23 protein-coding genes are annotated in these 25,530 nt (G+C 73.0%); 16 read left to right on the top strand and 7 right to left on the bottom strand.

Annotated features, from left to right (window positions below; all coding sequences use genetic code 11):
* Positions 1 to 41: 41 nt before the first annotated feature.
* Positions 42 to 1,631: a phosphoglycerate dehydrogenase gene (serA, locus tag QK442_RS07955; RefSeq protein WP_282693157.1), complete on the top strand. Its 1,590-nt coding sequence runs from the start codon at positions 42 to 44 to the stop codon at positions 1,629 to 1,631.
* A gap of 76 nt (positions 1,632 to 1,707) precedes the next feature.
* Here serA and QK442_RS07950 read toward each other — a convergent pair whose 3' ends face one another.
* On the bottom strand, positions 1,708 to 3,066 hold the full coding sequence (locus QK442_RS07950; RefSeq protein WP_282693156.1) for a helix-turn-helix domain-containing protein: 1,359 nt from the start codon (positions 3,064 to 3,066) through the stop codon (positions 1,708 to 1,710).
* 197 nt (positions 3,067 to 3,263) lie between these two features.
* Between QK442_RS07950 and QK442_RS07945 the strand changes: the two genes are divergently transcribed.
* The 3 genes from QK442_RS07945 to QK442_RS07935 all read left to right on the top strand — a co-directional run bounded on the left by QK442_RS07945 (position 3,264) and on the right by QK442_RS07935 (position 6,783).
* Positions 3,264 to 4,247: a proline dehydrogenase family protein gene (locus tag QK442_RS07945; RefSeq protein ID WP_282693155.1), complete on the top strand. Its 984-nt coding sequence runs from the start codon at positions 3,264 to 3,266 to the stop codon at positions 4,245 to 4,247.
* A 246-nt stretch (positions 4,248 to 4,493) separates the two neighbouring features.
* Complete coding sequence (pruA, locus tag QK442_RS07940; protein ID WP_282693154.1) at positions 4,494 to 6,125, top strand: L-glutamate gamma-semialdehyde dehydrogenase; 1,632 nt, start codon at positions 4,494 to 4,496, stop codon at positions 6,123 to 6,125.
* A gap of 121 nt (positions 6,126 to 6,246) precedes the next feature.
* The gene (locus QK442_RS07935; RefSeq protein ID WP_282693153.1) at positions 6,247 to 6,783 is read left to right on the top strand and encodes a GNAT family N-acetyltransferase; all 537 of its coding nucleotides are present in this window, start codon (positions 6,247 to 6,249) and stop codon (positions 6,781 to 6,783) included.
* A 7-nt stretch (positions 6,784 to 6,790) separates the two neighbouring features.
* On the opposite strand, the gene QK442_RS07930 is transcribed toward QK442_RS07935, so the two are convergent.
* From QK442_RS07930 to QK442_RS07920, 3 genes are all read right to left on the bottom strand, one after another.
* The gene (locus tag QK442_RS07930) at positions 6,791 to 7,537 is read right to left on the bottom strand and encodes a hypothetical protein (RefSeq protein WP_282693152.1); all 747 of its coding nucleotides are present in this window, start codon (positions 7,535 to 7,537) and stop codon (positions 6,791 to 6,793) included.
* The gene (locus QK442_RS07925) at positions 7,534 to 7,875 is read right to left on the bottom strand and encodes a PadR family transcriptional regulator (protein ID WP_282693151.1); all 342 of its coding nucleotides are present in this window, start codon (positions 7,873 to 7,875) and stop codon (positions 7,534 to 7,536) included. The genes QK442_RS07930 and QK442_RS07925 overlap by 4 nt, the downstream gene beginning before the upstream one ends.
* An 87-nt stretch (positions 7,876 to 7,962) precedes the next feature.
* Positions 7,963 to 8,967: an NADP-dependent oxidoreductase gene (locus QK442_RS07920; protein ID WP_282693150.1), complete on the bottom strand. Its 1,005-nt coding sequence runs from the start codon at positions 8,965 to 8,967 to the stop codon at positions 7,963 to 7,965.
* Between the two features lie 107 nt (positions 8,968 to 9,074).
* Here QK442_RS07920 and QK442_RS07915 point away from each other — a divergent pair, with 107 nt between their 5' ends.
* The 4 genes from QK442_RS07915 to QK442_RS07900 all read left to right on the top strand — a co-directional run bounded on the left by QK442_RS07915 (position 9,075) and on the right by QK442_RS07900 (position 12,885).
* Positions 9,075 to 9,986 (top strand): LysR family transcriptional regulator, encoded by a 912-nt coding sequence (locus tag QK442_RS07915; protein WP_282693148.1) that lies wholly within the window; start codon positions 9,075 to 9,077, stop codon positions 9,984 to 9,986.
* A 253-nt stretch (positions 9,987 to 10,239) separates the two neighbouring features.
* Positions 10,240 to 10,371, top strand: a complete 132-nt coding sequence (locus QK442_RS07910) for a hypothetical protein (RefSeq protein ID WP_282693147.1) — start codon at positions 10,240 to 10,242, stop codon at positions 10,369 to 10,371.
* Between the two features lie 107 nt (positions 10,372 to 10,478).
* Positions 10,479 to 11,519: a 3-isopropylmalate dehydrogenase gene (locus tag QK442_RS07905; RefSeq protein ID WP_282693146.1), complete on the top strand. Its 1,041-nt coding sequence runs from the start codon at positions 10,479 to 10,481 to the stop codon at positions 11,517 to 11,519.
* Positions 11,520 to 11,793: 274 nt separating this feature from the next.
* Positions 11,794 to 12,885: a branched-chain amino acid aminotransferase gene (locus QK442_RS07900; protein ID WP_282693145.1), complete on the top strand. Its 1,092-nt coding sequence runs from the start codon at positions 11,794 to 11,796 to the stop codon at positions 12,883 to 12,885.
* 16 nt (positions 12,886 to 12,901) lie between these two features.
* Here QK442_RS07900 and QK442_RS07895 read toward each other — a convergent pair whose 3' ends face one another.
* Complete coding sequence (locus tag QK442_RS07895; protein WP_282693144.1) at positions 12,902 to 14,356, bottom strand: cytosine permease; 1,455 nt, start codon at positions 14,354 to 14,356, stop codon at positions 12,902 to 12,904.
* Positions 14,357 to 14,554: 198 nt separating this feature from the next.
* On the opposite strand from QK442_RS07895, the gene ureA reads away from it, so the two are divergent.
* The 7 genes from ureA (at position 14,555) to QK442_RS07860 (ending at position 21,994) form a co-directional block, all read left to right on the top strand.
* The gene (gene ureA / locus QK442_RS07890) at positions 14,555 to 15,253 is read left to right on the top strand and encodes an urease subunit gamma (protein ID WP_282693143.1); all 699 of its coding nucleotides are present in this window, start codon (positions 14,555 to 14,557) and stop codon (positions 15,251 to 15,253) included.
* Positions 15,253 to 16,935, top strand: a complete 1,683-nt coding sequence (locus QK442_RS07885; protein WP_282693142.1) for an urease subunit alpha — start codon at positions 15,253 to 15,255, stop codon at positions 16,933 to 16,935. Before ureA ends, QK442_RS07885 begins: the two co-directional genes overlap by 1 nt.
* Before the next feature lie 11 nt (positions 16,936 to 16,946).
* Positions 16,947 to 17,966, top strand: coding sequence for an agmatine deiminase family protein (locus tag QK442_RS07880; RefSeq protein WP_282693141.1), 1,020 nt, complete (start codon positions 16,947 to 16,949; stop codon positions 17,964 to 17,966).
* A gap of 99 nt (positions 17,967 to 18,065) precedes the next feature.
* On the top strand, positions 18,066 to 18,605 hold the full coding sequence (locus QK442_RS07875; RefSeq protein ID WP_349239637.1) for a TetR/AcrR family transcriptional regulator: 540 nt from the start codon (positions 18,066 to 18,068) through the stop codon (positions 18,603 to 18,605).
* Positions 18,602 to 18,763: a hypothetical protein gene (locus QK442_RS07870; protein WP_282693139.1), complete on the top strand. Its 162-nt coding sequence runs from the start codon at positions 18,602 to 18,604 to the stop codon at positions 18,761 to 18,763. The genes QK442_RS07875 and QK442_RS07870 overlap by 4 nt, the downstream gene beginning before the upstream one ends.
* A 184-nt stretch (positions 18,764 to 18,947) precedes the next feature.
* A complete protein-coding gene (gene cimA, locus QK442_RS07865; RefSeq protein ID WP_282693138.1) occupies positions 18,948 to 20,579 on the top strand; it encodes a citramalate synthase in 1,632 nt (543 codons plus the stop codon).
* A gap of 62 nt (positions 20,580 to 20,641) precedes the next feature.
* Positions 20,642 to 21,994, top strand: a complete 1,353-nt coding sequence (locus QK442_RS07860; RefSeq protein ID WP_282693137.1) for a hypothetical protein — start codon at positions 20,642 to 20,644, stop codon at positions 21,992 to 21,994.
* Positions 21,995 to 22,010: 16 nt separating this feature from the next.
* Here QK442_RS07860 and dnaN read toward each other — a convergent pair whose 3' ends face one another.
* Positions 22,011 to 23,114, bottom strand: coding sequence for a DNA polymerase III subunit beta (gene dnaN, locus QK442_RS07855; protein ID WP_282693136.1), 1,104 nt, complete (start codon positions 23,112 to 23,114; stop codon positions 22,011 to 22,013).
* A gap of 138 nt (positions 23,115 to 23,252) precedes the next feature.
* Between dnaN and QK442_RS07850 the strand changes: the two genes are divergently transcribed.
* Complete coding sequence (locus tag QK442_RS07850) at positions 23,253 to 24,404, top strand: serine hydrolase domain-containing protein (protein WP_282693135.1); 1,152 nt, start codon at positions 23,253 to 23,255, stop codon at positions 24,402 to 24,404.
* A 133-nt stretch (positions 24,405 to 24,537) separates the two neighbouring features.
* Here QK442_RS07850 and QK442_RS07845 read toward each other — a convergent pair whose 3' ends face one another.
* The gene (locus QK442_RS07845; RefSeq protein WP_282693134.1) at positions 24,538 to 25,149 is read right to left on the bottom strand and encodes a YceI family protein; all 612 of its coding nucleotides are present in this window, start codon (positions 25,147 to 25,149) and stop codon (positions 24,538 to 24,540) included.
* Positions 25,150 to 25,530 lie beyond the last annotated feature (381 nt).

The following is a 25,530-nucleotide window of genomic DNA, read 5'->3' as shown; positions in this document are numbered from 1 at the left end:
CCGTCGGGACGGCCGTCCGCACTGCCTCTGTGAGGACTCACGTGAGCTCGAAACCTGTCGTACTCATCGCTGAAGAGCTGTCGCCCGCCACCGTCGACGCGCTGGGCCCGGACTTCGAGATCCGGCACTGCAACGGCGCCGACCGCGCCGAGCTGCTCCCCGCGATCGCCGACGTCGACGCCATCCTCATCCGCTCGGCCACCAAGGTCGACGCGGAGGCCATCGCCGCCGCCAGGAAGCTGCGGGTCGTCGCCCGCGCCGGCGTCGGCCTGGACAACGTGGACGTCTCCGCCGCCACCAAGGCCGGCGTGATGGTCGTGAACGCCCCGACCTCCAACATCGTCACCGCCGCCGAGCTCGCCTGCGGTCTGCTCGTCGCCACCGCGCGCAACATCCCGCAGGCCAACACCGCGCTGAAGAACGGCGAGTGGAAGCGCTCCAAGTACACCGGCGTCGAGCTCAGCGAGAAGACCCTCGGCGTCGTCGGCCTCGGCCGCATCGGCGTCCTGGTCGCCCAGCGCATGTCCGCCTTCGGCATGAAGATCGTCGCTTACGACCCCTACGTGCAGCCGGCCCGCGCCGCCCAGATGGGGGTGAAGCTGCTCTCCCTGGACGAGCTCCTGGAGGTCGCCGACTTCATCACCGTCCACCTGCCGAAGACCCCCGAGACCCTCGGACTCATCGGCGACGAGGCGCTGCACAAGGTCAAGCCGAGCGTCCGCATCGTCAACGCCGCCCGCGGCGGGATCGTCGACGAGGCCGCGCTGTACTCCGCCCTCAAGGAGGGCCGGGTCGCCGGCGCCGGCCTCGACGTGTACGCGAAGGAGCCCTGCACGGACTCCCCGCTCTTCGAGCTCGACCAGGTCGTCTGCACCCCGCACCTCGGCGCCTCCACCGACGAGGCCCAGGAGAAGGCCGGCATCGCCGTCGCCAGGTCGGTGCGCCTCGCGCTCGCCGGCGAGCTGGTCCCGGACGCGGTCAACGTCCAGGGCGGCGTCATCGCCGAGGACGTGAAGCCGGGCCTGCCGCTCGCCGAGAAGCTCGGCCGGATCTTCACCGCCCTCGCGGGCGAGGTCGCGGCCCGCCTCGACGTCGAGGTGTACGGCGAGATCACCCAGCACGACGTCAAGGTGCTCGAACTCTCCGCGCTCAAGGGCGTGTTCGAGGACGTGGTCGACGAGACCGTGTCGTACGTGAACGCCCCGCTCTTCGCGCAGGAGCGCGGTGTCGAGGTCCGCCTCACCACCAGCTCCGAGTCGCCCGACCACCGCAACATGGTCACCGTGCGCGGCACGCTCTCCAGCGGCGAGGAGGTCGCCGTCTCCGGCACCCTGGCCGGCCCCAAGCACCTCCAGAAGATCGTCGCCGTCGGCGACTACGACGTGGACCTCGCGCTCGCCGACCACATGGTCGTGCTGCGCTACGAGGACCGTCCCGGCGTCGTCGGCACCGTCGGCCGGATCCTCGGCGAGGCCGGCCTGAACATCGCGGGCATGCAGGTCTCCCGTACGGAGGAGGGCGGCGAGGCGCTCGTCGTGCTCACCGTGGACGACACCGTCCCGGCCGCCGTGATCGCGGAGATCGCCGCGGAGATCGGCGCCACCTCGGCCCGCTCGGTCAACCTGGTCTGAGCCCCCGCGGCCCCGCTCGTAACCGGCCGTCGGCCGACCGTCTCGGACGGTCGGCCGACGGCCGGTTCGTGTCGGGTCACAGCCGGGCCGCCTTCAGCGCCATGTGCAGCAGGAGGCGGTCCTCCCCGGCGTCCAGGTCGAGGCCGGTGAGCTGTTCGACCCGGGAGAGCCGGTAGTAGAGGGTCTGCCGGTGGATGCCGAGCGCCGCCGCCGTGCGGCCCGCCTGGCCCGCGTGATCGAGGAACACCTCGGCCGTGCGGGCCAGTTCCGTGTGCGCCGGGGCGAGCAGCGCCCGTACCGCCGGGTCGGGCTCGCCCTCGGGGAGGGCGGTGAGCAGCCGGTACGGTCCGAGCTCGGACCACCGGGCGAGCGGACCGAGCCGGGGCTGGGCGTGCGCGGCGCGCGCGGCGGCGGTCGCCTCGCGCCGGCCGAGGTCGAGCTCCCCGAGCCCCCGCCGGGGCGCGGCGATCCCGGCCACGGCCGCGGGACCGGCCCCACCCCGCAGCCGCTCGGCCGCGGTCGTGGCGGGGGAGAGGTTGTCGGCCGACCGCAGCCGCACAAGGACGGCGAGCGCCCGCTGCGGGCCGGGCCCGGGGACGTACCCGCCGTCGGGCTCCGGGCTGGGGCCCTGCGCGGGATCCGCCGGGGCGCCGGCGGGCGGACGGCGGTGGCCCGCGCCGCCGGATGCCGGGGCGGCGCCGGGGCCGGACGCCGGGACCGTACGGTTCCCGGCCGGGGCGCCGGTCTCCGCGGGGCGCCTCGACGCGCCGGTACGGGCCGGACCGGCGGCGTACGGGCCGGCCGGGCCGTGCCACGGGAGGGTGCAGAGCGCGGCCGCGCCGGGGACCGTACGGGGGGAGGGGGCGTCCTCGCCGGTCCAGGGGGCCACGCAGACCAGGGTGTGCAGGCCCTCCGCGTCCGGGCCCAGGGCCGTACGGAGGGTGGCGACGGCCATGTCGTACTGCCAGCCGCGCTCCGCCGTGAGGACCGCCCGCAGCTCGCGGGAGAGGTCGGCGCCGGCCCGCTCCTCGTCGGCGAGCAGCTCGCCGATCCGGGCCGCTACCTCCATCGCCGCGGTGAGCCGGGCGTGCGAGGGGCCCGGCTCGGCGTCCAGGAGCCAGACGTAGCCGAGGACGACACCCCGATGGCGTACGGGGAGGCAGATCCGGTCGCGGAAGACGCCCGCGTCCGGCGCGGCCGGGATGCGGACCGGGCCGGTGGCCCGGGCGATGCCGAAGCCCTCGAACCAGGCGCGGACCGCCGGGGTCGACTTCCGGGTCAGGATCGAGCGGGTGCGGACCGGGTCCATCGCGCTGTCGTCGTCGCTGTCGTGGGCCCCGAAGGCGATCAGCCCGAAGTCCCGGTTCTCCAGGGTCGCCGGGGTGCCGAGCAGCGTCGAGATCTCGTCCACCAGCTCCTGGTAATCGCCCTTCACGGGCCCCATTCTCGCACCGTCGGCGGGTCGCTTCAGACAGATGTCTGAGGGCGTGCTCACGGATGCGTGACAGCTGTAGATGGCGCAGGATCGGAGCGATCCTTAGGTTTCACGGTGGTTCTCCGTGCTGTTCCCGGTTCGTACCCCTGTCACCGGTAATGGCCCCCGTTCTACCTTTGGCCCTGTGGAGGTGCCCCGTGCTGGGTCCCGTGATCCTCGCCGCGTCGCGCAGCGACAAGATGCGCCGTCTGGTGTCGGCCGCGCCCGGGACCAAGCAGGTCGTGGCGCGCTTCATCGCCGGCGAGACCGTGGACGACGTCGTCCCGATCGTCCGGGACCTGAGCGCCCGCGGCCTGGAGGTCACCCTCGACGTCGTCGGTGAGGACATCACCACCGTCGAGCAGTCCTACGCCGCCCGTGACGCCTACCTGGAGCTGATCGGCCGCCTCAAGGAGCTGGGCCTCGGCGAGCGCGCCGAGATGTCCGTCAAGCTGTCGATGTTCGGGCAGTCCCTGAAGATCGAGGGGAGCGAGGCCGAAGGCCTCTCCGCTGAGGGTGGTGGCGGGCGACGGGAGGGCGGCCACGAGCTGGCCCTCTCCAACGTGCGTCCGGTCGTCGTGGCCGCCGCCGAGATCGGCACCACGGTCACCCTGGACGCCGAGGACCACACCACCCTCGACTCGATGTTCGCCATCCACGAGGAGCTGCGGAAGGACTTCCCGCAGACCGGCTGCGTCATCCAGGCGTACCTCTTCCGCACCGAGGAGGACGCCCGCCGCCTCGCCGCCAACGGCTCCCGCGTGCGGATCGTGAAGGGCGCCTACAAGGAGCCCGCCTCCGTCGCGATCCAGGACAAGGCCGAGATCGACAAGGCGTACGTCCGGATCATGAAGATCCTGATGGACGGCGAGGGCTACCCGATGATCGGCTCGCACGACCCGCGCCTGATCGCCATCGGCCAGGAACTGGCCCGCCGCGCCGGGCGCAAACTGGACGAGTACGAGTTCCAGATGCTGTACGGCATCCGCAGCGAGGAGCAGAACCGTCTCGCCGCCGAGGGCCACCGCATGCGCGTCTACACCGCGTACGGCACCGACTGGTACGGCTACTTCATGCGGCGCCTGGCGGAGAAGCCGGCGAACCTGCTCTTCTTCGTCCGGTCGATCCTGACGAAGGGCTGAATCGCGTGAGCGACGTTGCCCGGCGCCCAGGAGCACCCTTGGTGTCAGGCAACGCCGCTCGCCCGGCTGAGCCAGGCCGTGTCCCCGCGAAGGAGTTAAGAGACTCGTGACTCCGCCCCTGCTGGGGCTTCTCACTCGCCCGCCGTAACGGACTCATGACGGTCAAGCCCTGACCGTTGCCCAACCTATGTCAGCGCTTCGGTTCCCCTCGGCTGAAGCCAAGGAATCACCCGGAAGAGGTACGTCATGGACGCCGTGACCCAGGTCCCCACTCCCGTCAACGAGCCGGTGCACGGCTATGCCCCCGGCTCTCCCGAGCGCGCCCGCCTGGAGGCCAAGCTCAAGGAGCTCGCCGACAACCCGCGCGAGCTGCCGATGACCATCGGCGGCGTGAAGCGCATGGGCGGCGGCGAGGAGTTCAAGGTCGTCCAGCCGCACAACCACAAGGCCGTCCTCGGCACCTTCCGCGCCGCCACCCAGCAGGACGCCCAGGACGCCATCGACGCCGCCCTGGCCGCCGCCCCGGCCTGGCGCGCGATGTCCTTCGACGACCGCGCCGCGATCATCCTGCGCGCCGCCGAGCTGCTCGCCGGCCCGTGGCGCGAGACGCTGGCCGCCTCCACCATGCTCGGCCAGTCGAAGACCGCCCAGCAGGCCGAGATCGACACCCCGTGCGAGCTCGTCGACTTCTGGCGCTTCAACGTGGCGTACGCCCGCCAGATCCTGGCCGAGCAGCCGCCGGCGAACTCCCCGGGCGTGTGGAACCGCCTCGACCACCGCCCCCTTGAGGGCTTCGTCTACGCGATCACGCCGTTCAACTTCACGGCCATCGCCGGCAACCTGCCCACCGCCCCCGCCCTCATGGGCAACGTGGTGGTCTGGAAGCCGTCCCCGACCCAGACCCACTCCGCCGTGCTCCTCATGGAGCTCCTGGAGGAGGCCGGTCTGCCGAAGGGCGTCATCAACCTGGTGACCGGCGACGGCATCGCCGTCTCCGAGGTGGCCCTGCACCACCGCGACCTGGCCGGCATCCACTTCACCGGCTCGACCCGGACCTTCCAGCACCTGTGGAAGACGGTCGGCACCAACATCGAGAAGTACCGCTCGTACCCGCGGATCGTCGGCGAGACCGGCGGCAAGGACTTCGTCGTCGCCCACCCCAGCGCCGACCGCGCCGTCCTGAAGACCGCGCTGACCCGCGGCTCCTTCGAGTTCCAGGGCCAGAAGTGCTCCGCGTCCTCGCGGGCGTACATCCCGGCCTCCATCTGGAACGACGGCTTCAAGGAGGAGTTCGCGGCCGAGGTCGACGGCATCAAGATGGGTGACGTCACCGACCTGTCGAACTTCATCGGTGCCGTCATCGACGACCGCGCGTTCGCGAAGAACAAGGCGGCGATCGACCGTGCGTCCTCCGACCCGAGCTGCACGATCGTCGCCGGCGGCACCTACGACGACTCCGAGGGCTGGTTCGTCCGCCCGACGGTCATCGAGTGCTCCGACCCGGAGAACGAGGTCTTCACGACCGAGTACTTCGGCCCGATCCTCGCCGTGCACGTGTACGACGACGAGAAGTACGACGAGATGCTGACCCAGATGGAGTCGGTCTCGGACTACGCCCTCACCGGCGCGGTCATCGCGAACGACCGCGCCGCCGCCGCGTACACGATGGAGAAGCTCCGCTTCGCCGCGGGCAACTTCTACATCAACGACAAGTCGACCGGCGCCGTCGTCGGCCAGCAGCCCTTCGGCGGCGGCCGCGCCTCGGGCACCAACGACAAGGCCGGCGCCCCGCAGAACCTGATGCGCTGGACGCTGACCCGCGCCATCAAGGAGACGCTGGTCCCGCCGACCGAGTACGGCTACCCGCACATGGGCTGACGCCCGCCCGCCGCGCGAGCGGCCCCTGATCACCGCCCCCCTCCCCGGTCCCCCCAGGCCGGGGACGGGGGCGGTTCCCATTCCCCCGAGTTCCCCACCGCGGGTGTGGAAGGGTGGGCGCATGATCGTGCGCACCGCGCCCACCCATGAACTCGGAGCCGCCCGGCTCCGCTCCGTACGCGAGCTGCTCGACGCCGCCTTCGAGGGCGACTTCGGCGACGAGGACTGGGACCACGGCCTCGGCGGCGTCCACGCCTGGATCGAGGACGAGGAGGGGATCGCCGCCCATGGCGCCGTCGTCATGCGCCGGGTGCTCCACGGGGGCCGCTCGCACCGGGTCGGGTACGTGGAAGGGGTCGCCGTCCGGGCCGGGCTGCGCCGCAGGGGGCTCGGCGGGGCGGTCATGGGCGAGCTGGAGCGGGTGATCGACGGGGCGTACGCCTTCGGGGCGCTCTCCGCCTCGGACGAGGGCGCCGCGCTCTACCGGGCGCGCGGCTGGCGGGTCTGGGAGGGGCGCGTCGAGGTGCTCTCGCCGGACGGGATCGTCCGGCTCCCGGACGAGGAGGGCTCCGTCTTCCTGCGGCCTGCGGGGGCGCGGCCCCTGCCGGACCCCGCCGGGCCGCTGGTCTTCGACTGGCGGGACGGCGACGTGGTGTGAGGTGACGTCACTCCTGGTCGGGGGCCTTCTGGCGGGCGCGGCCCGTGGCCGTCTCCAGGTGGGAGGTGTACAGGGCGGAGAACATCGACGTGAGGGCGATGGCGATCGCGAGGCCGGAGGTCCCGAGCGCCCCGACGAAGAACGCCGTCAGCGCGCCTCCGACCAGGACGCACCAGACCGCGAGCACCGCCTTGCCCCGGCGGCTCAGGAACAGCCACCGGTGCGGGGCGGCCGGCGGGGCCTCCAGGGCGCCCGCCGGTCCCGCGGTCGCCGCGCGCGGCCGCTTGAAGTAGCCGTACACCAGCCACTCGCCGCACAGCTCCCAGCCCTCGGGCGTCAGCTCGTCGAGTACGCGGCTCCGCCTGCGGCCCGCGATCACCTCGCGGCGGTACTCCCAGGCGAGCGCGGTCCCGGGCGTCCGGCGGCAGACGAAGCGGCCGACGGGGTCCAGGCCCTCCACCTCCCAGCCCTGGGCGCCGTGGACGTCCAGCATCCGGCGGTCGTTGAAGAGGTCGGCGGTCCACGTCCAGCGCTCGGCCGCCTCGTCCGGCTCGCCGGGGGCCGGGGCGGGACCGCCGAGCCGGGCCGCGAAGTCCTCGGCGGGACCGAACTCCTCCTCCGGCGCGGTCCCCGTCTCCGCGAGGTGCCCGCGCAGCTCGTCGGTGGTCCGGGCGATCTGCTCCTCGGGCACTCCGGCGGCGCGCAGCGCGCCGGTCAGTGCGGCGAAGTAGGCGTCGGTGGTCTCGGTGGTCATGGCGCGGTTCCCCCTGTGTGCAGTTGCGTCCGTACGGCCCGGTGGAACTCCGACCAGGCCTCGCTCTCGGCCGCCAGGTACGCCCGGCCCGGGCCGGTGAGCCGGTAGTAGCGGCGTCCGGGCCCCCGCTCGGCGGCGCGGAACTCGGCCTCGACCAGTCCGGCCTCCTCCAGGCGGTTCAGGACGGGGTAGAGCGTCCCGCCCTTGATCTCGCCGAGACCGGCTCCGGCGAGCGCCTTCGCGATCTCGTACCCGTAGCTCTCGCCGTCGGTCAGGCAGGAGAGGACGAGCAGGTCGAGGACTCCCTTGAGCCAGCTGGATCTGCGGTCTGCGGCCATGCGTCCATCTCATCACTACCTAGGTAGGAAAGCAATCTAGGTAGGGGGGCGAACAGGGGGCGGTCCGGGCGGCGCTCGGGCGGCGGCTCAGACGGCGACGAGCATCTTCCCGAGGTTCTCGCCGCGCAGCATCCCCAGGAACGCGTCCACGATGTGCTCGAAGCCCTCCCGCACCGTCACGTCGGGCGTCAGCGACCCGTCGCGCAGGCGGGGGGCGACGAGGTCGTACAGCTCCTCCTGGGCGTCCGCGTGGTTGCTGACCAGGAAGCCTTCGAGCCGGATGCTCTTCGCGACCAGGTCGAAGAGGTTGCGCGGGGCCGCCGGGGGAGCGGAGAGAGAGTGGTACTGGCCCACCGCGCCCACCCAGGCGATCCGGCCGTGCTCGCGCAGCGCGCCGATCGCGGCCTCCAGGTGCTCGCCGCCCACCCCTTCGAGCGCCGCGTCGATCCCCTCGGGCGCGGCCTTCGCGAGCAGCTCCGCGACCGGCCCCTCGTGGTGGTCGAAGGCCGCGTCGAAGCCGATCTCCTCCGTCAGGTACGCCGCCTTGCGCGCCGAACCCGTGCTGCCCACCAGCCGTCCCGCGCCGAGCAGCCGGGCGAGCCGTCCCGCCGCCGTGCCCACCCCGCCGGCCGCCGCCGAGACGAACAGGTCCTCGCCCGGCTGGAGCCTCGCGATCCGGGTCAGGCCCACGTAGGCCGACAGGCCCGTACCGCCGAGCAGGCTCAGGTGCGCGGCGAGCGGGACGCCGGGGCCGAGGTCCGGGACCCGACGGGCCCCGTCCGGCGCGACCACGGCGTGGGTGCGCCAGCCCTCGCGGTGCAGGACGAGGTCGCCCGGGCGCAGCGACGGGTCGCGCGAGTCGAGCACCCGGCCCAGGGTGCGGCCCTCCATCGGGGAGCCCAGGGCCCACAGCTCGTCCGTGTCCATCGCCTCGCGGTGGTAGGGGTCGACCGACAGGAGGAGGTTCTCGACGAGCGCGGTGCCCGGCCGGGGCTCCGGCAGCGGGGACTCCGTGAAGGAGAACAGGTCGGGGGTGGGGAAGCCGACGGGACGGGCGGTCTGCCGGACGGTGATCATGGTGTCGTTCGTCATGCCGCCGACGGTAGGAGGCGGTCGGCGGGCCGGGCAGGGGGTAGCGTCGATGGCTACGGGGGATCCATGAAAGTTCCTCATGGACGCAGGTGGGAGTGGGGTTTCGGATGAACGAGGAGCGGGGGGCCGCGGCACGCGCGGACGCCGGCCTTGGCCCGCACGAGCTGCGGGTGCTCGTCGCCGTCGGGCGCGAGGGCGGGTTCTCGGCCGCCGCCGTCGCCCTCGGCATGACCCAGTCCGCCGTCTCGCACTCGGTGCGCGGCAGCGAGCGCAAGCTGGGCGCCGTCCTCTTCGAGCGCGGCCGGACCGGCGCCACCCCGACCCCGGCGGGGGAGCGGGCCCTCGCGTACGCCCGGCGGGTGCTGCGGCTCCTGGAGGTGATGGCCGCCGAGGTGCGCGGCGCGGAGGCGGGCGGACCGGCCGCCCCCGCCGGACCGTTGCGGATCGCGGCCTTCCGCAGCGCCGCCCTGCACCTGCTGCCCCGGGCCCTGGGGCGGCTCACGGCGCGGCACCCGGAGCTCGTGCCCGAGGTGCGGATCGTACGGGAGGTGGGGCGCGGCACGGCCGGTGAGGTCCTCGACGGGCGGGCCGACCTGGGGATCGCGACGCTCGGCACCAGCTCGCCGGTGCCGCCGGAGCTGGTCGGCGGCGTCCTCCTGGAGGAGGGGTACGCCCTGGTGCACCCCGCCGGGCATCCGGCGCCGCGCACGCTCCCGCTGATCGACTGGACGGAGAACTGCACCTCGTACACCCGCGAGTGGTGGGCCCGGCAGGAGTGGCTGCCGCCCGCGACCGTGGAGGCCGAGGACGACGGAGCGGTGCTCTCGATGGTGAGCACCGGTTTCGGGATGGCCGTGATGCCGGAGCTCTCCCTGGTCGGAGCGCCGCCCTCGGTGCGGATCACCGATCTCGGACCGGAGCGCCCGACGCGCTCGGTGGGCTACGTCACCACGCCGGAGCTGGCCTCTTCCCCCGCCGTGCGGGCCCTGATCCGGGCGCTGCGGGCCGTCGCCGGGTGACCTCCGGCGGCCCCGCCTTCCCGGAGCCGTCTCAGATAGTAGGAAGTCCGAGTAATTGTGGAGACAGACACGGGTCCCTGACCTAGCTTTGTAGAAGCCGAACGTCTCGCTTCATCAGCGAATGGCGGCCGAGAGCGCGACGCCCCTGCGCAGGCAACCCCTGCGGCGGCGCTCCCCGCCCCTTCCGGCGCCTTCGATCACCACTGATCTCCGCACGCCCGGATCACCACTGATCTCAAGGAGTCGATCCCTCATGGCCGCTCAGACCGCCCCCCGCGTCCGCCACTCCGTCGCCCGTCCCAGCGACGAGGCCCGGCAGAACGCCGCCGCCGCCCTCCAGCGCGCCCTCGACCGCCGTGACAACGGCGGCGCCACCGGCCACTGACCCCCAGGGGCCTCCCAGGGTCTCCCCGGAACCCCCGCACGCCTGTCCGTTCGTCCACATGGTGGACGAAGCGTGTCAGACGATGGGACGAAGAGTAGGGTGCCGCCATGTCTCACAGCATCAATCTCGCAGTCATCCCCGGCGACGGCATCGGTCAGGAGGTCGTGGCCCAGGGCCTCAAGGTCCTCACGGCCGTGCTTCCGCAGGACGTGAAGCTGGAGACCGAGGAGTACGACTTCGGCGCCCGGCGCTACCACGCCACCGGTGAGACCCTCACCGACGCCGACCTCGACTCCCTCAAGAAGCACGACGCCATCCTGCTCGGCGCGATCGGCGACCCGTCGGTCCCGTCCGGCGTCCTGGAGCGCGGTTTCCTGCTGAAGCTGCGCTTCGCCTTCGACCACCACGTGAACCTGCGTCCCTCGAAGCTGCTCCCCGGCGTCGCGACCCCGCTCGCCGGCCAGCCCGCGATCGACTTCGTCGTGGTCCGCGAGGGCACCGAGGGCCCGTACACGGGCAACGGCGGCACCATCCGCAAGGGCACCGAGCACGAGGTCGCCACCGAGGTCTCCGTCAACACCGCCTTCGGTGTCGAGCGCGTGGTCCGGGACGCCTTCGCCCGCGCCCAGGCCCGCCCGCGCAAGAAGCTCACGCTGGTCCACAAGAACAACGTGCTGACCTTCGCCGGCCACCTCTGGACGAACATCTTCCACAAGGTGGCCGCCGAGTTCCCCGAGGTCACCACCGACTACCTGCACGTCGACGCCGCGACGATCTTCCTCGTCACCGACCCGGCCCGCTTCGACGTCATCGTCACCGACAACCTCTTCGGCGACATCATCACCGACCTCGCCGCGGCCGTCTCCGGCGGCATCGGGGTCGCCGCCTCGGGCAACATCAACCCGAGCCGCGAGTTCCCGTCCATGTTCGAGCCGGTGCACGGCTCCGCCCCGGACATCGCGGGCCAGGGCAAGGCCGACCCCACGGCCACCGTCCTCTCCGTCGCCCTCCTGCTGCGCCACCTCGGCTACGAGGCCGAGGCCGCCCGGGTCGAGGAGGCCGTCTCGGCCGACCTCACCGAGCGCGGCGACACCGTCCGCACCACGGACGAGATCGGCGACGCGCTCGCCGCGCGAGTAGCGAGCTGACCCGCGCGCCACTGACACCACACAGCAGCCGCCGGGTCGTCCAGACGCCCGGCGGCTGCTTCGTCGTACACGGCCTTCGTCGTACCTGTCCTCGTCGTACGCGGCCGCCGGGCGCCGGACCCCCTACCCTCCGTATCACCGGACCGCGCGCACCCGCGCCGCGTACACCCGTTTCCTCCGCCGCTCCCCCCGGGCGATAATCGAACGTGGGGCCGCGGCATGCGGGCACGCCGTGGGCGCGGTCCGACCCACACAACCGGTGAAGGACACGCACATGACCAAGCCCACGATCGAGCTCAAGCCCTCCTCCAGCCCGCTGTCCACGGCGGAGCGCGAGGCGATCCTGGCCAACCCGGGATTCGGCCGCCACTTCACCGACCACATGGTCACCATCCGCTGGACCGAGGGGCGTGGGTGGCACGACGGTCAGCTCGTGCCGTACGGCCCGCTCTCCCTGGACCCGGCGACCAACGTCCTCCACTACGCCCAGGAGATCTTCGAGGGCCTGAAGGCCTACCGCCGCCCCGACGGCTCGGTCGCCACCTTCCGCCCCGACGCCAACGCCCGCCGCTTCCAGCGCTCCGCGCACCGCCTCGGCATGCCCGAGCTGCCGGTCGAGACCTTCATCGAGGCCTGTGACGTCCTGGTCCGCCAGGACGCGGCGTGGGTCCCGGCGCACGGCGGTGAGTCCTCGCTCTACCTGCGCCCGTTCATGATCGCGACCGAGGTCGGCCTGGGCGTCCGCCCGGCCAACGAGTACCTGTTCGTCGTCATCGCCTCCCCGGCGGGACCGTACTTCCCCGGCGGCGTGAAGCCGGTCTCCATCTGGGCCTCCGAGGACCGCGTCCGCGCCGTCCCCGGCGGCATGGGCGACGCCAAGACCGGCGGCAACTACGCGGCCTCCCTGCTCGCCCAGGCCGAGGCGGCGGCCAAGGGCTGCGACCAGGTCTGCTACCTCGACGCGGTCGAGCACAAGTGGGTCGAGGAACTCGGCGGCATGAACCTGTACTTCGTGTACGGCGACAGGATCGTCACCCCGACCCTCACCGGCTCCATCCTGGAGGGCATCACCCGCGACTCCCTCCTCACCCTCGCCGCCGGCCTCGGCCACGAGGTGGAGGAGGCCCGCGTCTCCATCGACCAGTGGCAGGAGGACACCGCGAACGGCACCCTCACCGAGGTCTTCGCCTGCGGCACCGCCGCCGTCATCACCCCGGTCGGCACGGTCAAGTCCGCCCGCGGCGAGTGGCAGCAGTCGGGCGGCGAGCCCGGCGCGGTCACCATGAAGCTGCGCGAGGCCCTGCTCGCCATCCAGACCGGGAAGGCCGAGGACGTCCACGGCTGGATGCACGAGCTGGGCCGGTAGTCGCTCAGTCGGACGGTCAGTCCATCAGGGCGCCCGGGGCGGTCACCGTCCCGGGCGCTTCCGCGTCCGGGGCCGGGTCCGCCGCGGGCGCGCTCTTCTCCGCCGGGGTGAGCACCGCGTACAGCACGCCGCCCACGAGCCCGGAGAGCACGAAGCTGCAGTCGATCCCGCCGGTCAGGGCGAGCAGCGGGCCCTCGTAGAGCGGGGTCGAGACGGCGGCCAGGCCGACCGCCGCGCCGATCGCCCAGGAGGCGGTGGCGCGCGCGTGCCAGCCGGCCGTGAACCAGTAGATCCCGCCGCGCGAGCGCCGGTTGTAGACCTGGAGCGCCTCGGCGTCGTACGTGCCCCGGCAGCGCCGGTGCCCGATCAGGGTGACCACGGCCCACGGCGTGCCGATCGCGGTGAGCAGCAGCACGAAGGAGGTCATCGCGGTCTGCGCGTCCGAGGCGAAGTGGCCGAGGAAGACGAACGCGGTGGCGACGGCCGCCACGACGAGGGTGGCGCGGGCGCGGGTCGCCCTCGGCAGGATCGCGTCGAGGTCGAGGCCCATCGAGTACAGCATCAGACCGGCGTTGCCGACCGAACCCGCGGTGGCCGCGAGCAGCAGCGGCACCAGGTACCAGGCGGGCGAGGCCGCGACGAGCGGTCCGGCGTAGTCGAGGCCGCCGCGGGCGGCGAGCGCCGTGTACGTGCCGAAGAGCTGCGGGACGAGCAGGCCGACCGTCAGCCCCAGGCAGGTGGCCCGCCACACCTTCTTCGGGCTGTGCTTCGCGGGCGAGATGTAGCGGGTGTAGTCGCCGAGCAGGGTGATGAAGGCGACCGGGCCGCTGAGTCCGGCGGCGACCGCGGAGAGCAGCCAGGTCGGCCAGAACGAGCCGAGCAGGTACGGGGTGTCCGGCACGGCGGCGGTGGTGAAGTCCCCGGCGTAGGCGACGAGCCCGATCGCGAGCAGCACGGTCATGCCGATCGCCAGGGCCTGGCTCAGCCTGAGCAGCAGCCGGTAGCCGTAGACGGCGCCGACCACGGTGAGGGCGGCGAGCAGCGCGTAGACGAGGGCGTGCGCCGTGCCGCCGGTGGGCAGCCCGACCAGCCGCTCCAGGGTGCCGACCATCACGTCGCCGCCGATCCACAGGGTCAGCGCGGTGTAGCCGAGGGAGAGCAGCAGGCCGACCACCGAGCCGACGAGCCGGCCGCGGACGCCGAAGAAGGCGCCGGAGGAGGTGGAGAGGTTGGTGGCGGTACGCAGCGAGACCAGCGCGAGCGGGGCGGTGACGGCGACGCCGACGAGGGTGCCGGCGACGACGGAGGTCACCGAGGCCCACAGGTCGAGGCCGAAGGAGACCGGCAGCCAGCCGAAGACGATCACGCCCAGGCAGAGGTTGGAGCCGAGCAGGATCGAGACGAGGTCGCGGGGGCCGCTGGTGCGTTCCGCCTCGGGGATGGTGTCGACTCCGCGCTGTTCTATCGCCATGGGGACTCCCGGGGGATGGGGGACGGGGGTGCGGGGGCACTGAGGTGGCGTGGGGGGATTTAGAGTGACGCTCAACTACATTCAATGTGACCCACGCCAGATGGTGGCGTCAATGCTTGGAAGTCCAGGTCTCACCATTTAGAGTGTCGCTCAAACATGTCGTCCGGGCATGTCGTTCACGCAGGAGGTGATGGGGTCGTGCGACTGACCCCCACGGAACGCGACCGGTTGCTGCTCTTCGGCGCCGCCGAGCTCGCCCGCGCCCGCCGGGCCCGCGGTCTCAGGCTCAACGTCCCCGAGGCGACCGCGCTCGTCGCGGACACCGTCTGCGAGGCGGCCCGCGACGGCAGGCGGCTCGCCGAGGCCATCGAGGCGGCCCGCTCCGTCCTCGGCCCCGAGGACGTGCTGCCCGGCGTCGCCGACGTCGTGACCGAGGTCCACGTCGAGGCCGTCTTCGACGACGGCTCCCGGCTCGCCGTCGTCACCGACCCGATCGGCGGGGGCTCGCTCGGCGCCGGCGCGCCCGGTGCCCTGCTGCCCGGGCCCGACCACCCCGAGCGGGAGCCCGCGCTCACCCTGACCGTGCGGAACACCGCTATCGTCCCGGTCAGCGTCACCTCCCACTTCCACTTCTTCGAGGCCAACCCGCGCCTCGACTTCGACCGCGCCGCCGCCTACGGCATGCGGCTCGCCATCCCCGCCGGCGCCTCCTTCCGCTTCGACCCGGGCGGCTCCGCCGAGGTCGGGCTCGTCCCGATCGGCGGCGCCCGCGTCGCCATCGGCTTCGCCGGTCTCGTCGACGGGCCGCTGGACGCGCCCGGCGCGAAGGAGGAGGCGCTGCGCCGCGCGGCCGCCTGCGGCTACCTGGGAACCCCGTCCGACGAGGAGGGCCACTGATGGATCCGTACGAGTACGCCTCCGTGCACGGCCCCCGGGCCGGCGACCGCGTCGTCCTCGGCGACTCCGGGCTCGTCGTCCGCGTCGAGTCCGACTCCCAGCGGCCCGGCGACGAGTTCCTGGCCGGCTTCGGCAAGACCGCCCGTGACGGCCTCCACCTCAAGGCCGCCGCCGTCCGCGAGACCTGCGACGTCGTCATCAGCAACGTCCTGCTCATCGACGCCGTCCAGGGCATCCGCAAGGTCTCCGTCGGCATCCGCGAGGGCCGCATCCACGCCATCGGCCGGGCCGGCAACCCCGACACCCTCGACGGCGTCGACGTCGTCGTCGGCACCGGCACCTCGATCGTCTCCGGCGAGGGCCTCATCGCCACCGCCGGAGCCGTCGACACCCACGTCCACCTGCTCTCGCCCCGGATCATGGAGGCCTCGCTCGCCAGCGGCGTCACCACGATCATCGGCCAGGAGTTCGGTCCCGTCTGGGGCGTCGGCGTCAACTCGCCCTGGGCGCTGAAGCACGCCTTCAACGCCTTCGACGCCTGGCCGGTCAACATCGGCTTCCTGGCGCGCGGCTCGTCCTCGGACCCGGCCCCGCTGGTCGAGGCGCTCGCCGAGGGAGGGGCCTCCGGCTTCAAGGTCCACGAGGACATGGGCGCCCACACCCGCGCCCTGGACACCGCCCTGCGGGTCGCCGAGGAGCACGACGTCCAGGTCGCCCTCCACAGCGACGGCCTCAACGAGTGCCTCTCCGTGGAGGACACCCTCGCCGTCCTGGAAGGCCGTACGATCCACGCCTTCCACATCGAGGGCTGCGGCGGCGGACACGTCCCCAACGTCCTCAAGATGGCGGGCGTGCCGAACGTCATCGGCTCCTCCACCAACCCCACCCTGCCCTTCGGCCGCGACGCGGTCGCCGAGCACTACGGGATGATCGTCTCCGTCCACGACCTCAAGACCGACCTCCCCGGCGACGCCGCCATGGCGCGCGACCGGATCCGGGCCGGGACGATGGGCGCGGAGGACGTCCTGCACGACCTCGGCGCGATCGGGATCACCTCCTCCGACGCGCAGGGGATGGGAAGGGCCGGCGAGACCGTACGCCGGACCTTCGCCATGGCCGGGAAGATGAAGGCCGAGCTGGGTCCCCTGGAGGGCGACGGCGCGCACGACGACAACGCGCGCGTGCTGCGCTACCTGGCCAAGCTCACCATCAACCCGGCGATCGCCCACGGCCTCGCCCACGAGATCGGCTCGGTCGAGGTCGGCAAGCTGGCCGACATCGTGCTGTGGCGGCCCGAGTTCTTCGGCGCCAAGCCCCAGCTCGTCCTGAAGGCCGGCTTCCCCGCGTGGGGGGTCGTGGGCGATCCGAACGCCGCCACCGACACCTGCGAACCGCTCGTCCTCGGCCCGCTGTTCGGCGCCCACGGCGCCACCGCCGCGGACCTCTCCGTCGCCTTCGTCGCGCAGGCCGCCGTCGACCTCGGCGGGGACCGGATGCCGACCCGGCGCCGCCGCGTCCCCGTGCGCGGCACCCGCGGGATCGGCCCCGCCGACCTCCTCCTCAACTCCCGCACCGGCGACGTCCAGGTGGACGGCCGCACCGGCCTCGTCTCGCTCGACGGCTCCCCGATCCGCTCCGAGGCGGCCGAGTCCGTCTCCCTCAACCGCCTCTACTTCCTCTAGGACTCCCTGCCATGACGTACCGCATGCCCGCCGAGTGGACCCCGCACGAGCGCACCTGGATGGCCTGGCCCAGCCCCAACGCCACCTTCACCGACGAGGAGGAGCTGGCCGCGGCCCGTACCGCCTGGGCCTCGGTGGCCCGCGCCGTCCGCGCCTTCGAGCCGGTCACGATGGTGGTGGCCCCCGGCGACGCCGACTCGGCCCGCGCGCTCCTCGGCGACGACGTCGACCTCGTCGAGCGCGAGCTCGACGACGCCTGGATGCGTGACATCGGCCCCACCTTCGTCAAGGACGAGCAGGGCCGACTGGCCGCCGTGGACTGGGTGTTCAACGGCTGGGGCGCCCAGGACTGGGCCAGCTGGGAACACGACTCCAAGATCGCCCGCCACGTCGCGGACGCGGCCGGCGTACCGGTGCTGAGCAGCGCACTCGTCAACGAGGGCGGCGGCATCCACGTCGACGGCGAGGGCACCGTCCTCCTCACCGACACCGTCCAGCTCGGCTCGGGCCGCAACCCGGAGTGGACCCGCGAACAGGTCGAGCAGGAGATCCACGCCAAGCTCGGCACCACCAAGGCGATCTGGCTCCCGCACGGCCTCGCCGGCGACTACGGCATGTACGGCACCCAGGGCCACGTCGACATCGTCGCCGCCTTCGCCCGCCCCGGCACCGTCCTCGTCCACAGCCAGCAGGACCCGGCGCACCCCGACTACGTCCGCTCGAAGATGTACGTGGGACTCCTCCGCGCCCAGACCGACGCCCAGGGCCGCCCCCTGGAGGTCATCGAGGTCCCGGCCCCCACGGTCCTGAAGGACGAGGAGGGCGACTGGGTCGACTACTCGTACATCAACCACTACCTGTGCAACGGCGGCGTGGTCCTGTGCTCCTTCGACGACCCGAACGACGAGGTCGCCGCGGAGATCTTCCGCCGCCTCTTCCCCGAGCGCACGGTGACCCTGGTCGACGCCCGCCCGATCTTCGCGAACGGCGGCGGCATCCACTGCATCACCCAGCAGCAGCCGGCGGTGTAGAACATACGAGTGAGTCAGAGCAACGACCCGGTCCCGGCCCCCGCGCCCCGTCGGCGCAACCACCCCGCCCCGCCCCGCGAGGACGTCTTCGCGGCGGCCATGGACACCGTGGCCGAGCGGGGACTCGACGGGCTGACCATGGCCGGGCTCGGCCGGCAGGTCGGGATGAGCAGCGGCCACCTGCTCTACTACTTCCGCACCAAGGACGAACTGCTGCTCCAGACGCTGGAGTGGAGCGAGGGGCGGCTCGGGGCCGAGCGGGGAGCGCTGCTCTCCCGGCCGGGGACCGTGCGCGAGCGGCTCGACGGATACGTCGAGGTGTACGTGCCGGACGGGCCGCGCGACCCGCACTGGACGCTCTGGCTGGAGGTCTGGAACCGCTCGCAGAACGCCGCCGAGGACGCCCGCGCCCGCCAGGCCGCCATCGAGGGGGCCTGGCACCGGGACCTCGTCGCGATCCTCGCCGAGGGCGTCTCGCGCGGCGAGTTCCGGCGCGTGGACCCGGACCGCTTCGCCACCCGGATGCGCGCCCTCCTGGACGGCTACAGCGTGCACGTCGCCGTCGGACTGCCCGGTACGGGACGGAGCCAGGTCCTCGCGCAGGTGCGGGAGTTCATCGACGAGACCCTCATGCCGTGACCGTGACCGTCACCATGTTCCGCCTCGGGGCGCCCGCGTCCCGGATTCCGCATCGTGAGATCCGGGTCCGGGGCCGCGCGGGCCTGTGGCAGACTGCGAGCGTGCTTGCTACCACGATGATTATCGGCAGCGGCGCGCCGGTCCGCAGTGACCGCTGAACCCCGGGACCCCACCCCCGCGGCAGCGGCCACCGTGCCCCAGACCCGCGCGCAGACCTCTCGCACCCGCGAGGGGTTTTTTCGTTTTCCGGCCCCACCCACGCCGGAGACGGACGGCGCGTGAGAATGGGGGCAAGTGGATCCAGACCTTCCGGAGCCACATCCGACAGGAGCCAACACAGTCATGACCACCGAGAACGGCGAGAACCCCCGCCCGGGCGCCGGCCCGGCCGACGACAGCTTCCACGTCTTCGACACGACGCTCCGCGACGGAGCCCAGCGTGAGGGCATCAACCTCACCGTCGCGGACAAGCTGACCATCGCCCGGTACCTCGACGAGTTCGGCGTCGGCTTCATCGAGGGCGGCTGGCCCGGAGCCAACCCGCGCGACACCGAGTTCTTCGCCCGCGCCCGGCAGGAGATCGCGTTCAGGAACGCGCAGCTCGTCGCCTTCGGCGCCACCCGCAGGGCCGGCGGCACCGCCGCCGACGACCCGCAGGTCAGGGCGCTGCTCGACTCCGGCGCCCCGGTGATCACCCTGGTGGCCAAGTCCCACGACCGGCACGTCGAACTGGCCCTGCGCACCACCCTCGACGAGAACCTGGAGATGGTCCGCGACACCGTCTCCCACCTGCGCGCCCAAGGCCGCCGGGTCTTCGTCGACTGCGAGCACTTCTTCGACGGCTACAAGGCGAACCCCGACTACGCCAAGGCCGTCGTCCGCACCGCGCACGAGGCCGGCGCCGACGTCGTCATCCTCTGCGACACCAACGGCGGCATGCTGCCCGCCCAGATCCAGGCCGTCGTCGCCACCGTCCTCGCCGACACCGGCGCCCGGCTCGGCATCCACGCCCAGGACGACACCGGCTGCGCCGTCGCCAACACCCTCGCCGCCGTCGACGCGGGCGCCACCCACGTGCAGTGCACCGCCAACGGCTACGGCGAGCGGGTCGGCAACGCCAACCTCTTCCCCGTCGTCGCGGCCCTGGAGCTCAAGTACGGCAAGAAGGTGCTGCCCGAGGGCGCCCTCGCCGAGATGACCCGGATCTCGCACGCCATCGCCGAGGTCGTCAACCTCACCCCCACCACCCACCAGCCGTACGTGGGCGTCTCCGCCTTCGCCCACAAGGCCGGCCTGCACGCCTCCGCCATCAAGGTCGACCCCGACCTCTACCAGCACATCGACCCCGAGCTGGTCGGCAACACCATGCGGATGCTCGTCTCCGACATGGCGGGCCGCGCCTCCATCGAGCTCAAGGGCAAGGAGCTCGGCGTCGACCTCGGCGGCGACCGCGCGCTGATCGCCCGGGTCGTCGAGCGGGTCAAGGAGCGCGAGCTCCAGGGCTACACGTACGAGGCCGCCGACGCCTCCTTCGAGCTGCTGCTCAGGGCCGAGGCCGAGGGCCGGGCCCGGCGCTACTTCCGTACCGAGTCCTGGCGGGCGATCACCGAGAACCGCCCCGACGGCACCCACGCCAACGAGGCCACCGTCAAGCTGTGGGCCAAGGGCGAGCGGATGCTCGCCACCGCCGAGGGCAACGGCCCGGTCAACGCGCTCGACCGCGCCCTGCGGGTCGCCCTGGAGAGGATCTACCCGCAGCTCGCCAAGTTCGAGCTGGTCGACTACAAGGTCCGCATCCTCGAAGGCCGGCACGGCACCGAGTCCACCACCCGCGTCCTCATCACCACGAGCGACGGCAACGCCGAGTGGTCGACCGTCGGCGTCGGCGAGAACGTGATCGCGGCCTCCTGGCAGGCCATCGAGGACGCCTTCACCTACGGCCTGCTGCGGGCCGGGGTGGACCCCGCCGAATGACGACTCCCCGATGACCTTCGCCCAATATGTCTAGTTCTAGCCCATTCGGGTAATTTTGAACCATGAGGATCAGGGCGATAGCGCTGTGGCCGGCCCTCGCCGGCCTTGTCCTCCTGCTGCTCCTGGCCCTGGCCCCCGCATCGGCGGGAGCCAGGGCCGCGGGCATACCCGACGCGGCCGCCGCCCTGCGACAGGGCCCCGTCTACGTGGACCCCGGCGCCGCCGACCAGCTCTCGCAGGCCGAGGCGGACGCCCTCGCGCAGAGGATCGAGGACGCGGACAAGCCCCTCTTCGTGGCGGTGCTGCCGGAGGGCGCGCAGTACCCGCCGCAGGGGCTCATCGACAACCTGCGGGAGCAGACCGGCATCGCCGGGGTGTACGCGGTGCGGCTCGGCGACCGGTTCGACGCGAAGAGCGACAGCCGGGTGCTGTCACCGGCCGCGGTGACCAACATGGTCGCCACCGTCGACCGGCCCGGCGCCGACGCCGCCACCGAACTGAACGCCTTCGCCGACCAGGCCCTGCCCGCCATGCGCGGCTCCGCGCCCGCCGCCTGGGCCGGAGGCGCCCAGGACCCCGGCGCCCCGGTGGCCGGTCTCGTCACCCTCGGCGCGGTCGCGGCGGTCGGCGGCGCGAGCGCCTACGCGGTGGTGCGCGGCAAGCGGAAGCGCAAGGAGGCGGAGGAGCGGGCCGCCCTGGAGCGGCTCCGGGTCGTCGTCGACGAGGACATCACCGCCTTCGGCGAGGAGCTGGAACGGCTCGACTTCCACCCCGCCGAGGCCGGCGCCGACGAGGCGATGCGCGCCGACTACGAGCGGGCCCTCGACTCCTACGACCGGGCGAAGTCCCTGATGGGCTCGGCGACCCGGCCGCACGACGTACGCGGGGTGACCCAGGCCCTGGACGACGGCCGGTACGCCCTGGCGGTGCTCGACGCCCGCCGCGACTCCCGCCCGCTGCCCGAGCGCAGGCCCCCGTGCTTCTTCGACCCGCGCCACGGCCCGTCCACCGAGGACCGCACCTGGGCCCCGGCCGCCGGGGCGGCCCGCGAGGTCCCGGTCTGCGCGGCCGACGCGGCCCGCCTGGACGACGGCGAGGACCCGCAGGCCCGCACGGTCGAGACCGACACCGGCCGCCGCCCCTACTGGGAGGCGGGCCCCGCCTACGGCCCCTGGGCGGGCGGCTACTTCGGCGGCGGCCTCCTCCCCGGCCTCCTCATGGGCACCCTCCTCGGCTCCGCCCTCTCCACCCCCGCCTACGCCACCGAGTACGGCGGCCCCGACTTCCAGGGCGACGACTTCGGCGGCGGAGGAGATTTCGGCGGCGGAGGGGACTTCGGAGGCGGCGGCGATTTCGGCGGGGGCGGCGACTTCGGCGGCTTCGGAGGCGGCGACTTCGGCGGCGGAGGCTTCTGAGACCTCCGCGGGCGGTTCAGACCAGCGGCTTCACCGACATCAGCAGGTGCCGGTGGCGGCCGTCCTCGCCGTCGGTCAGGAGGGCGCGCTGGCCGGGCCCGAGCAGGTGGAGCCGTACCTCAGGGGCGGTGAACCGGGTGAGGGCGTCGAGCAGATAGCCCGGGTTGAAGGCGACCGTCATCGCCTCGGCGCCGTCGAGTGCGGCGGGCAGCCGCTGGGAGGCCACGTCGTCCTCGTATCCCGCCCGGAGCCGGAGGGCCGTCCCGTCGAAGGCGAGCTGGACCGGGCTGTCGCCCTCGGCGACCACCGCGACCCGCTGCACGGCCTCGACGAGCGCGGCCCGGCCGGTGGCCGCGACCGCGTGGTCACCGAGGGCGAACAGCTTGTCGTGGCGGGGGAGCCGGCCGTCGAGCAGCCGGGTGGTGGTGCGCAGCCCGTCCCGCTCGAAGCCGATGGAGCCCGCGTCGAGCCCGATCCGGGCCCGGCCCCCGGCCGCGAAGGCGCGGGCGGTCTCGGTGAGGCGGCGGGCCGGGACGACCACGTCGGCCGGTTCCGCGGAGGCCGCGGCGGGGTGCCACTCCAGGGCGCGGACCGCGTAGCGGTAGCGGTCCGTGGCGGCCAGGGTCATCACGGGGCCGTCCAGCGCGATCCGTATCCCGGTGAGGACCGGCAGCGAGTCGTCCCGCCCGGCCGCCGCCGCGACCTGGCCGACCGCCTCCGCGAAGGCGGCCCCGTCGACCTCGCCGAGGACCGGCGGCAGCGGCGGAGCGGCCGGATAGGCGTCGAGCGGCAGCAGCGAGAGGCCGAAGCGGACCTCGCCCGAGGTGACCGACAGCCGGCCGCTCTCCACGACCACCTCGGTCCGCCCGCGCGGCAGCACCTTGCAGATGTCGAGCAGCCGCCGCCCGAGCACAAGCGCCCGCCCGGCGACCACCGTCTCGGCCTCGACCTCCACCCGGGCGGAGGCCTCGTGGTCGAGCCCGGACACGCTCAGCCCACCGCCCTCGGACGCCTCAAGGAGCAGCCCCCCGAGGACGGGCATCGGCGAGCGGGCGGGCAGCACGCGCGCGGCCCACGCGACGGCATCGGTCAACACGCCGCTGTCGATACGGATTTCCATACGGCCGACGCTAACGGCCGCCACTGACAACGCCCCGGCGGGCGAGGCCCGGTGAGCGGTCCGGCCCGGGGGAATGGGACGGCGCTCCCGGCGGTTCAGGTGAGCGTCACATGATCACGGACAGAGGGGGAGGACGCGATGAGCGAGGTCCACGGCACGGTGGAGCCGGGGTTCGAGGCCGTACGGGAGGTGTTCGCGGGGATCGCCGCGGACGAGGCGCGGGACGGCGGCGCGCAGCTCGTCGTCCACCACCGCGGCCGGCCGGTCGTGGACCTCTGGGGCGGGGACGGCGTGGACGGGGACTCCCTGCTCGCCCTCTACTCCTCCGCCAAGGGGGTCACCTCCCTGGTCGTCGCCCTCCTCGTGCAGGAGGGGGCGCTCGACCTCGACCGGACGGTGGCCTCCTGGTGGCCGGAGTACGCGGCCGAGGGGAAGGGGGAGATCACCCTGCGGGCCCTGCTCGCGCACCGGTCCGGGTCGATCGGGGTCGACGGCGGCTTCACCCTCGACGAGCTGGCCGACGACCGGGTGGTCGCCGCCCGGCTCGCCGCCCACCGCCCGTACTGGGAGCCGGACACCGGCCACGGCTACCACGGCCTCACCTTCGGCGCCCTGGTCGGCGAGGTGGTCCTGCGGGCCACCGGCCGCACGGTCCAGGAGCACTACGAGGAGCGGCTGCGCGTGCCGTACGACCTCGACTACCACCTCGGCCTCCCCGAGAAGCTCGAAGCCCGCTTCGCCCCCGCGCTGCCGATGGCGCCCACCCCCGTGCAGCGGGCCTTCCTGGAGGAGAACCCGATCGCCGCCGACAGCCTCATGGCCGTCGCCTTCGGACTGACCTCCGAACCCCCGATCGACCTCGTGGAGTACGGGAACTCCCGTGCCGTGCACGTCGGCTCGCCGCTCTCCGGCGGCGGCGTCGGCACCGCGCGGGGCCTCTCCCGGCTGTACGCGGCGGTGGCGGCCGGACTCGACGGCCGGCCCCCGCTGCTCACCGCCGGGACGCTGGCCGAGTCCGCCCGGATCCACTCCCGGGGCACCGACCTCGTGACGGGCGAGGAGAACGCCTTCGGGCTCGGCCTCGTCCCGCTCGCCACCGTCTACCCCTCCCTGAGCCCGCTCGCCGTCGGCCACAGCGGCGCCCCCGGCACACAGTCCTTCGCCGACCCGGAGACGGGCCTCTCCTACAGCTACACCCGCCGCCGCTTCGCCTTCATGGGCGGCCCGGGCGCGCCGGAGAACGTCCGGCTGATCGAGGCCGTGGTCGCCGCGGCCCGGGCCCGGGACTGAGCCGGGGGCCGACCCGGGACCCGGGGCCCGGGTCGGCGCCGCCCCGGAACGCCGAGCGCCCGCCGTCCGCTGTGATCGCGGAGGGCGGGCGCGCTCGTGCGTCCGGGGTCCTGCGGGGAGACGCGGGGAGGGGTCAGGCGGCGACCTTGACGGCGGAGATGTCGAAGTTCAGCTTGACCTTGTCGCTGACCATGACGCCGCCGGCCTCCAGGGCCGCGTTCCAGGTCAGGCCCCAGTCGGAGCGGAGGATCTCGGCGGAGCCCTCGAAGCCGACGCGCTCGTTGCCGTACACGTCCGTCGCGGCGCCGTTGAACTCCAGGTCGATGGAGAGCGGACGGGTGACGTCCTTGATGGTCAGGTCGCCGGTGATCCGGTACGTGTCGCCGCCCAGGCGCTCCGCCTCGGTGGAACGGAAGGTCATCAGCGGGAACCGCTCGGCGTCGAAGAAGTCGCTGCCCCGCAGGTGGTCGTCGCGGTCGCCGATGCCGGTGTCGACGGAGGCGATCCGGACGTCGAGGGAGGCGCTGGAGGCGGACGGGTCGGTGCCGTCCAGCTTCAGCGTGCCCTCGTGCTCGGCGAAGGAACCGCGGACGTTGGTGACCATCGCGTGACGGACGGTGAAGCCGATGCTGCTGTGCGCCGGGTCGATGGTGTACTCGCCGGTCAGGGCGGCGAGGGCCGGGTCCACGGGGAGGGTGGCGGTGGCGACGGCGGACTCGGTGTTCTTGCGGCCGAAGAGACCCATGGTGTGACACTCCTTGCCGGGATGTTGTTGAACCTTCAACGAGAATGACGGTAACCCCATTCCCTTCAAGTTTCAACTTTCCTTGGCGAGGTTCCCCCGGATGGCGCAGCGGCGGCGCGGCGGGGCCTGACTTTTATGGGGTCTCCACAATCAAAGGGGGTTCCGGGCTGTGGACTCGCTCCGTGCTCCCCCCGGTTCTGTCCGGCCCCACCAGGAATCGACACGCGAGACTGTACGGAGTCGACGGCGGGGTTTCCTTGGTCGACTTCGTAGGGTCGGTACATGACCCTTGTCGACGAGATCCCGAGCGAGCCCACCGACGCACGTGGCCGCGTCGCCGAACTGCACGTCCTGCGCGAGCAGGCGCTGGCCGGTCCGAGC

The organism is Streptomyces sp. CC208A, assembly GCF_030010625.1.
Classification (GTDB): Bacteria; Actinomycetota; Actinomycetes; order Streptomycetales; family Streptomycetaceae; genus Streptomyces.
Note: the sequence above shows the minus strand (reverse complement) of the source record. Positions and strands in the feature narration are given on the sequence as shown.

Coding starts and splice junctions, on each gene's coding strand:
- QK442_RS07900 (WP_282693145.1), top strand. CDS start 11,794: ATGACCAAGCCCACGATCGAGCTCAAGCCCTCCTCCAGCCCGCTGTCC.
- dnaN (WP_282693136.1), bottom strand. CDS start 23,114: ATGGAAATCCGTATCGACAGCGGCGTGTTGACCGATGCCGTCGCGTGG.
- QK442_RS07905 (WP_282693146.1), top strand. CDS start 10,479: ATGTCTCACAGCATCAATCTCGCAGTCATCCCCGGCGACGGCATCGGT.
- QK442_RS07910 (WP_282693147.1), top strand. CDS start 10,240: ATGGCCGCTCAGACCGCCCCCCGCGTCCGCCACTCCGTCGCCCGTCCC.
- QK442_RS07860 (WP_282693137.1), top strand. CDS start 20,642: ATGAGGATCAGGGCGATAGCGCTGTGGCCGGCCCTCGCCGGCCTTGTC.
- QK442_RS07895 (WP_282693144.1), bottom strand. CDS start 14,356: ATGGCGATAGAACAGCGCGGAGTCGACACCATCCCCGAGGCGGAACGC.
- QK442_RS07845 (WP_282693134.1), bottom strand. CDS start 25,149: ATGGGTCTCTTCGGCCGCAAGAACACCGAGTCCGCCGTCGCCACCGCC.
- QK442_RS07850 (WP_282693135.1), top strand. CDS start 23,253: ATGAGCGAGGTCCACGGCACGGTGGAGCCGGGGTTCGAGGCCGTACGG.
- QK442_RS07920 (WP_282693150.1), bottom strand. CDS start 8,967: ATGACGAACGACACCATGATCACCGTCCGGCAGACCGCCCGTCCCGTC.
- QK442_RS07930 (WP_282693152.1), bottom strand. CDS start 7,537: ATGACCACCGAGACCACCGACGCCTACTTCGCCGCACTGACCGGCGCG.
- cimA (WP_282693138.1), top strand. CDS start 18,948: ATGACCACCGAGAACGGCGAGAACCCCCGCCCGGGCGCCGGCCCGGCC.
- QK442_RS07880 (WP_282693141.1), top strand. CDS start 16,947: ATGACGTACCGCATGCCCGCCGAGTGGACCCCGCACGAGCGCACCTGG.
- QK442_RS07915 (WP_282693148.1), top strand. CDS start 9,075: ATGAACGAGGAGCGGGGGGCCGCGGCACGCGCGGACGCCGGCCTTGGC.
- pruA (WP_282693154.1), top strand. CDS start 4,494: ATGGACGCCGTGACCCAGGTCCCCACTCCCGTCAACGAGCCGGTGCAC.
- QK442_RS07935 (WP_282693153.1), top strand. CDS start 6,247: ATGATCGTGCGCACCGCGCCCACCCATGAACTCGGAGCCGCCCGGCTC.
- QK442_RS07875 (WP_349239637.1), top strand. CDS start 18,066: ATGGACACCGTGGCCGAGCGGGGACTCGACGGGCTGACCATGGCCGGG.
- QK442_RS07885 (WP_282693142.1), top strand. CDS start 15,253: ATGGATCCGTACGAGTACGCCTCCGTGCACGGCCCCCGGGCCGGCGAC.
- QK442_RS07925 (WP_282693151.1), bottom strand. CDS start 7,875: ATGGCCGCAGACCGCAGATCCAGCTGGCTCAAGGGAGTCCTCGACCTG.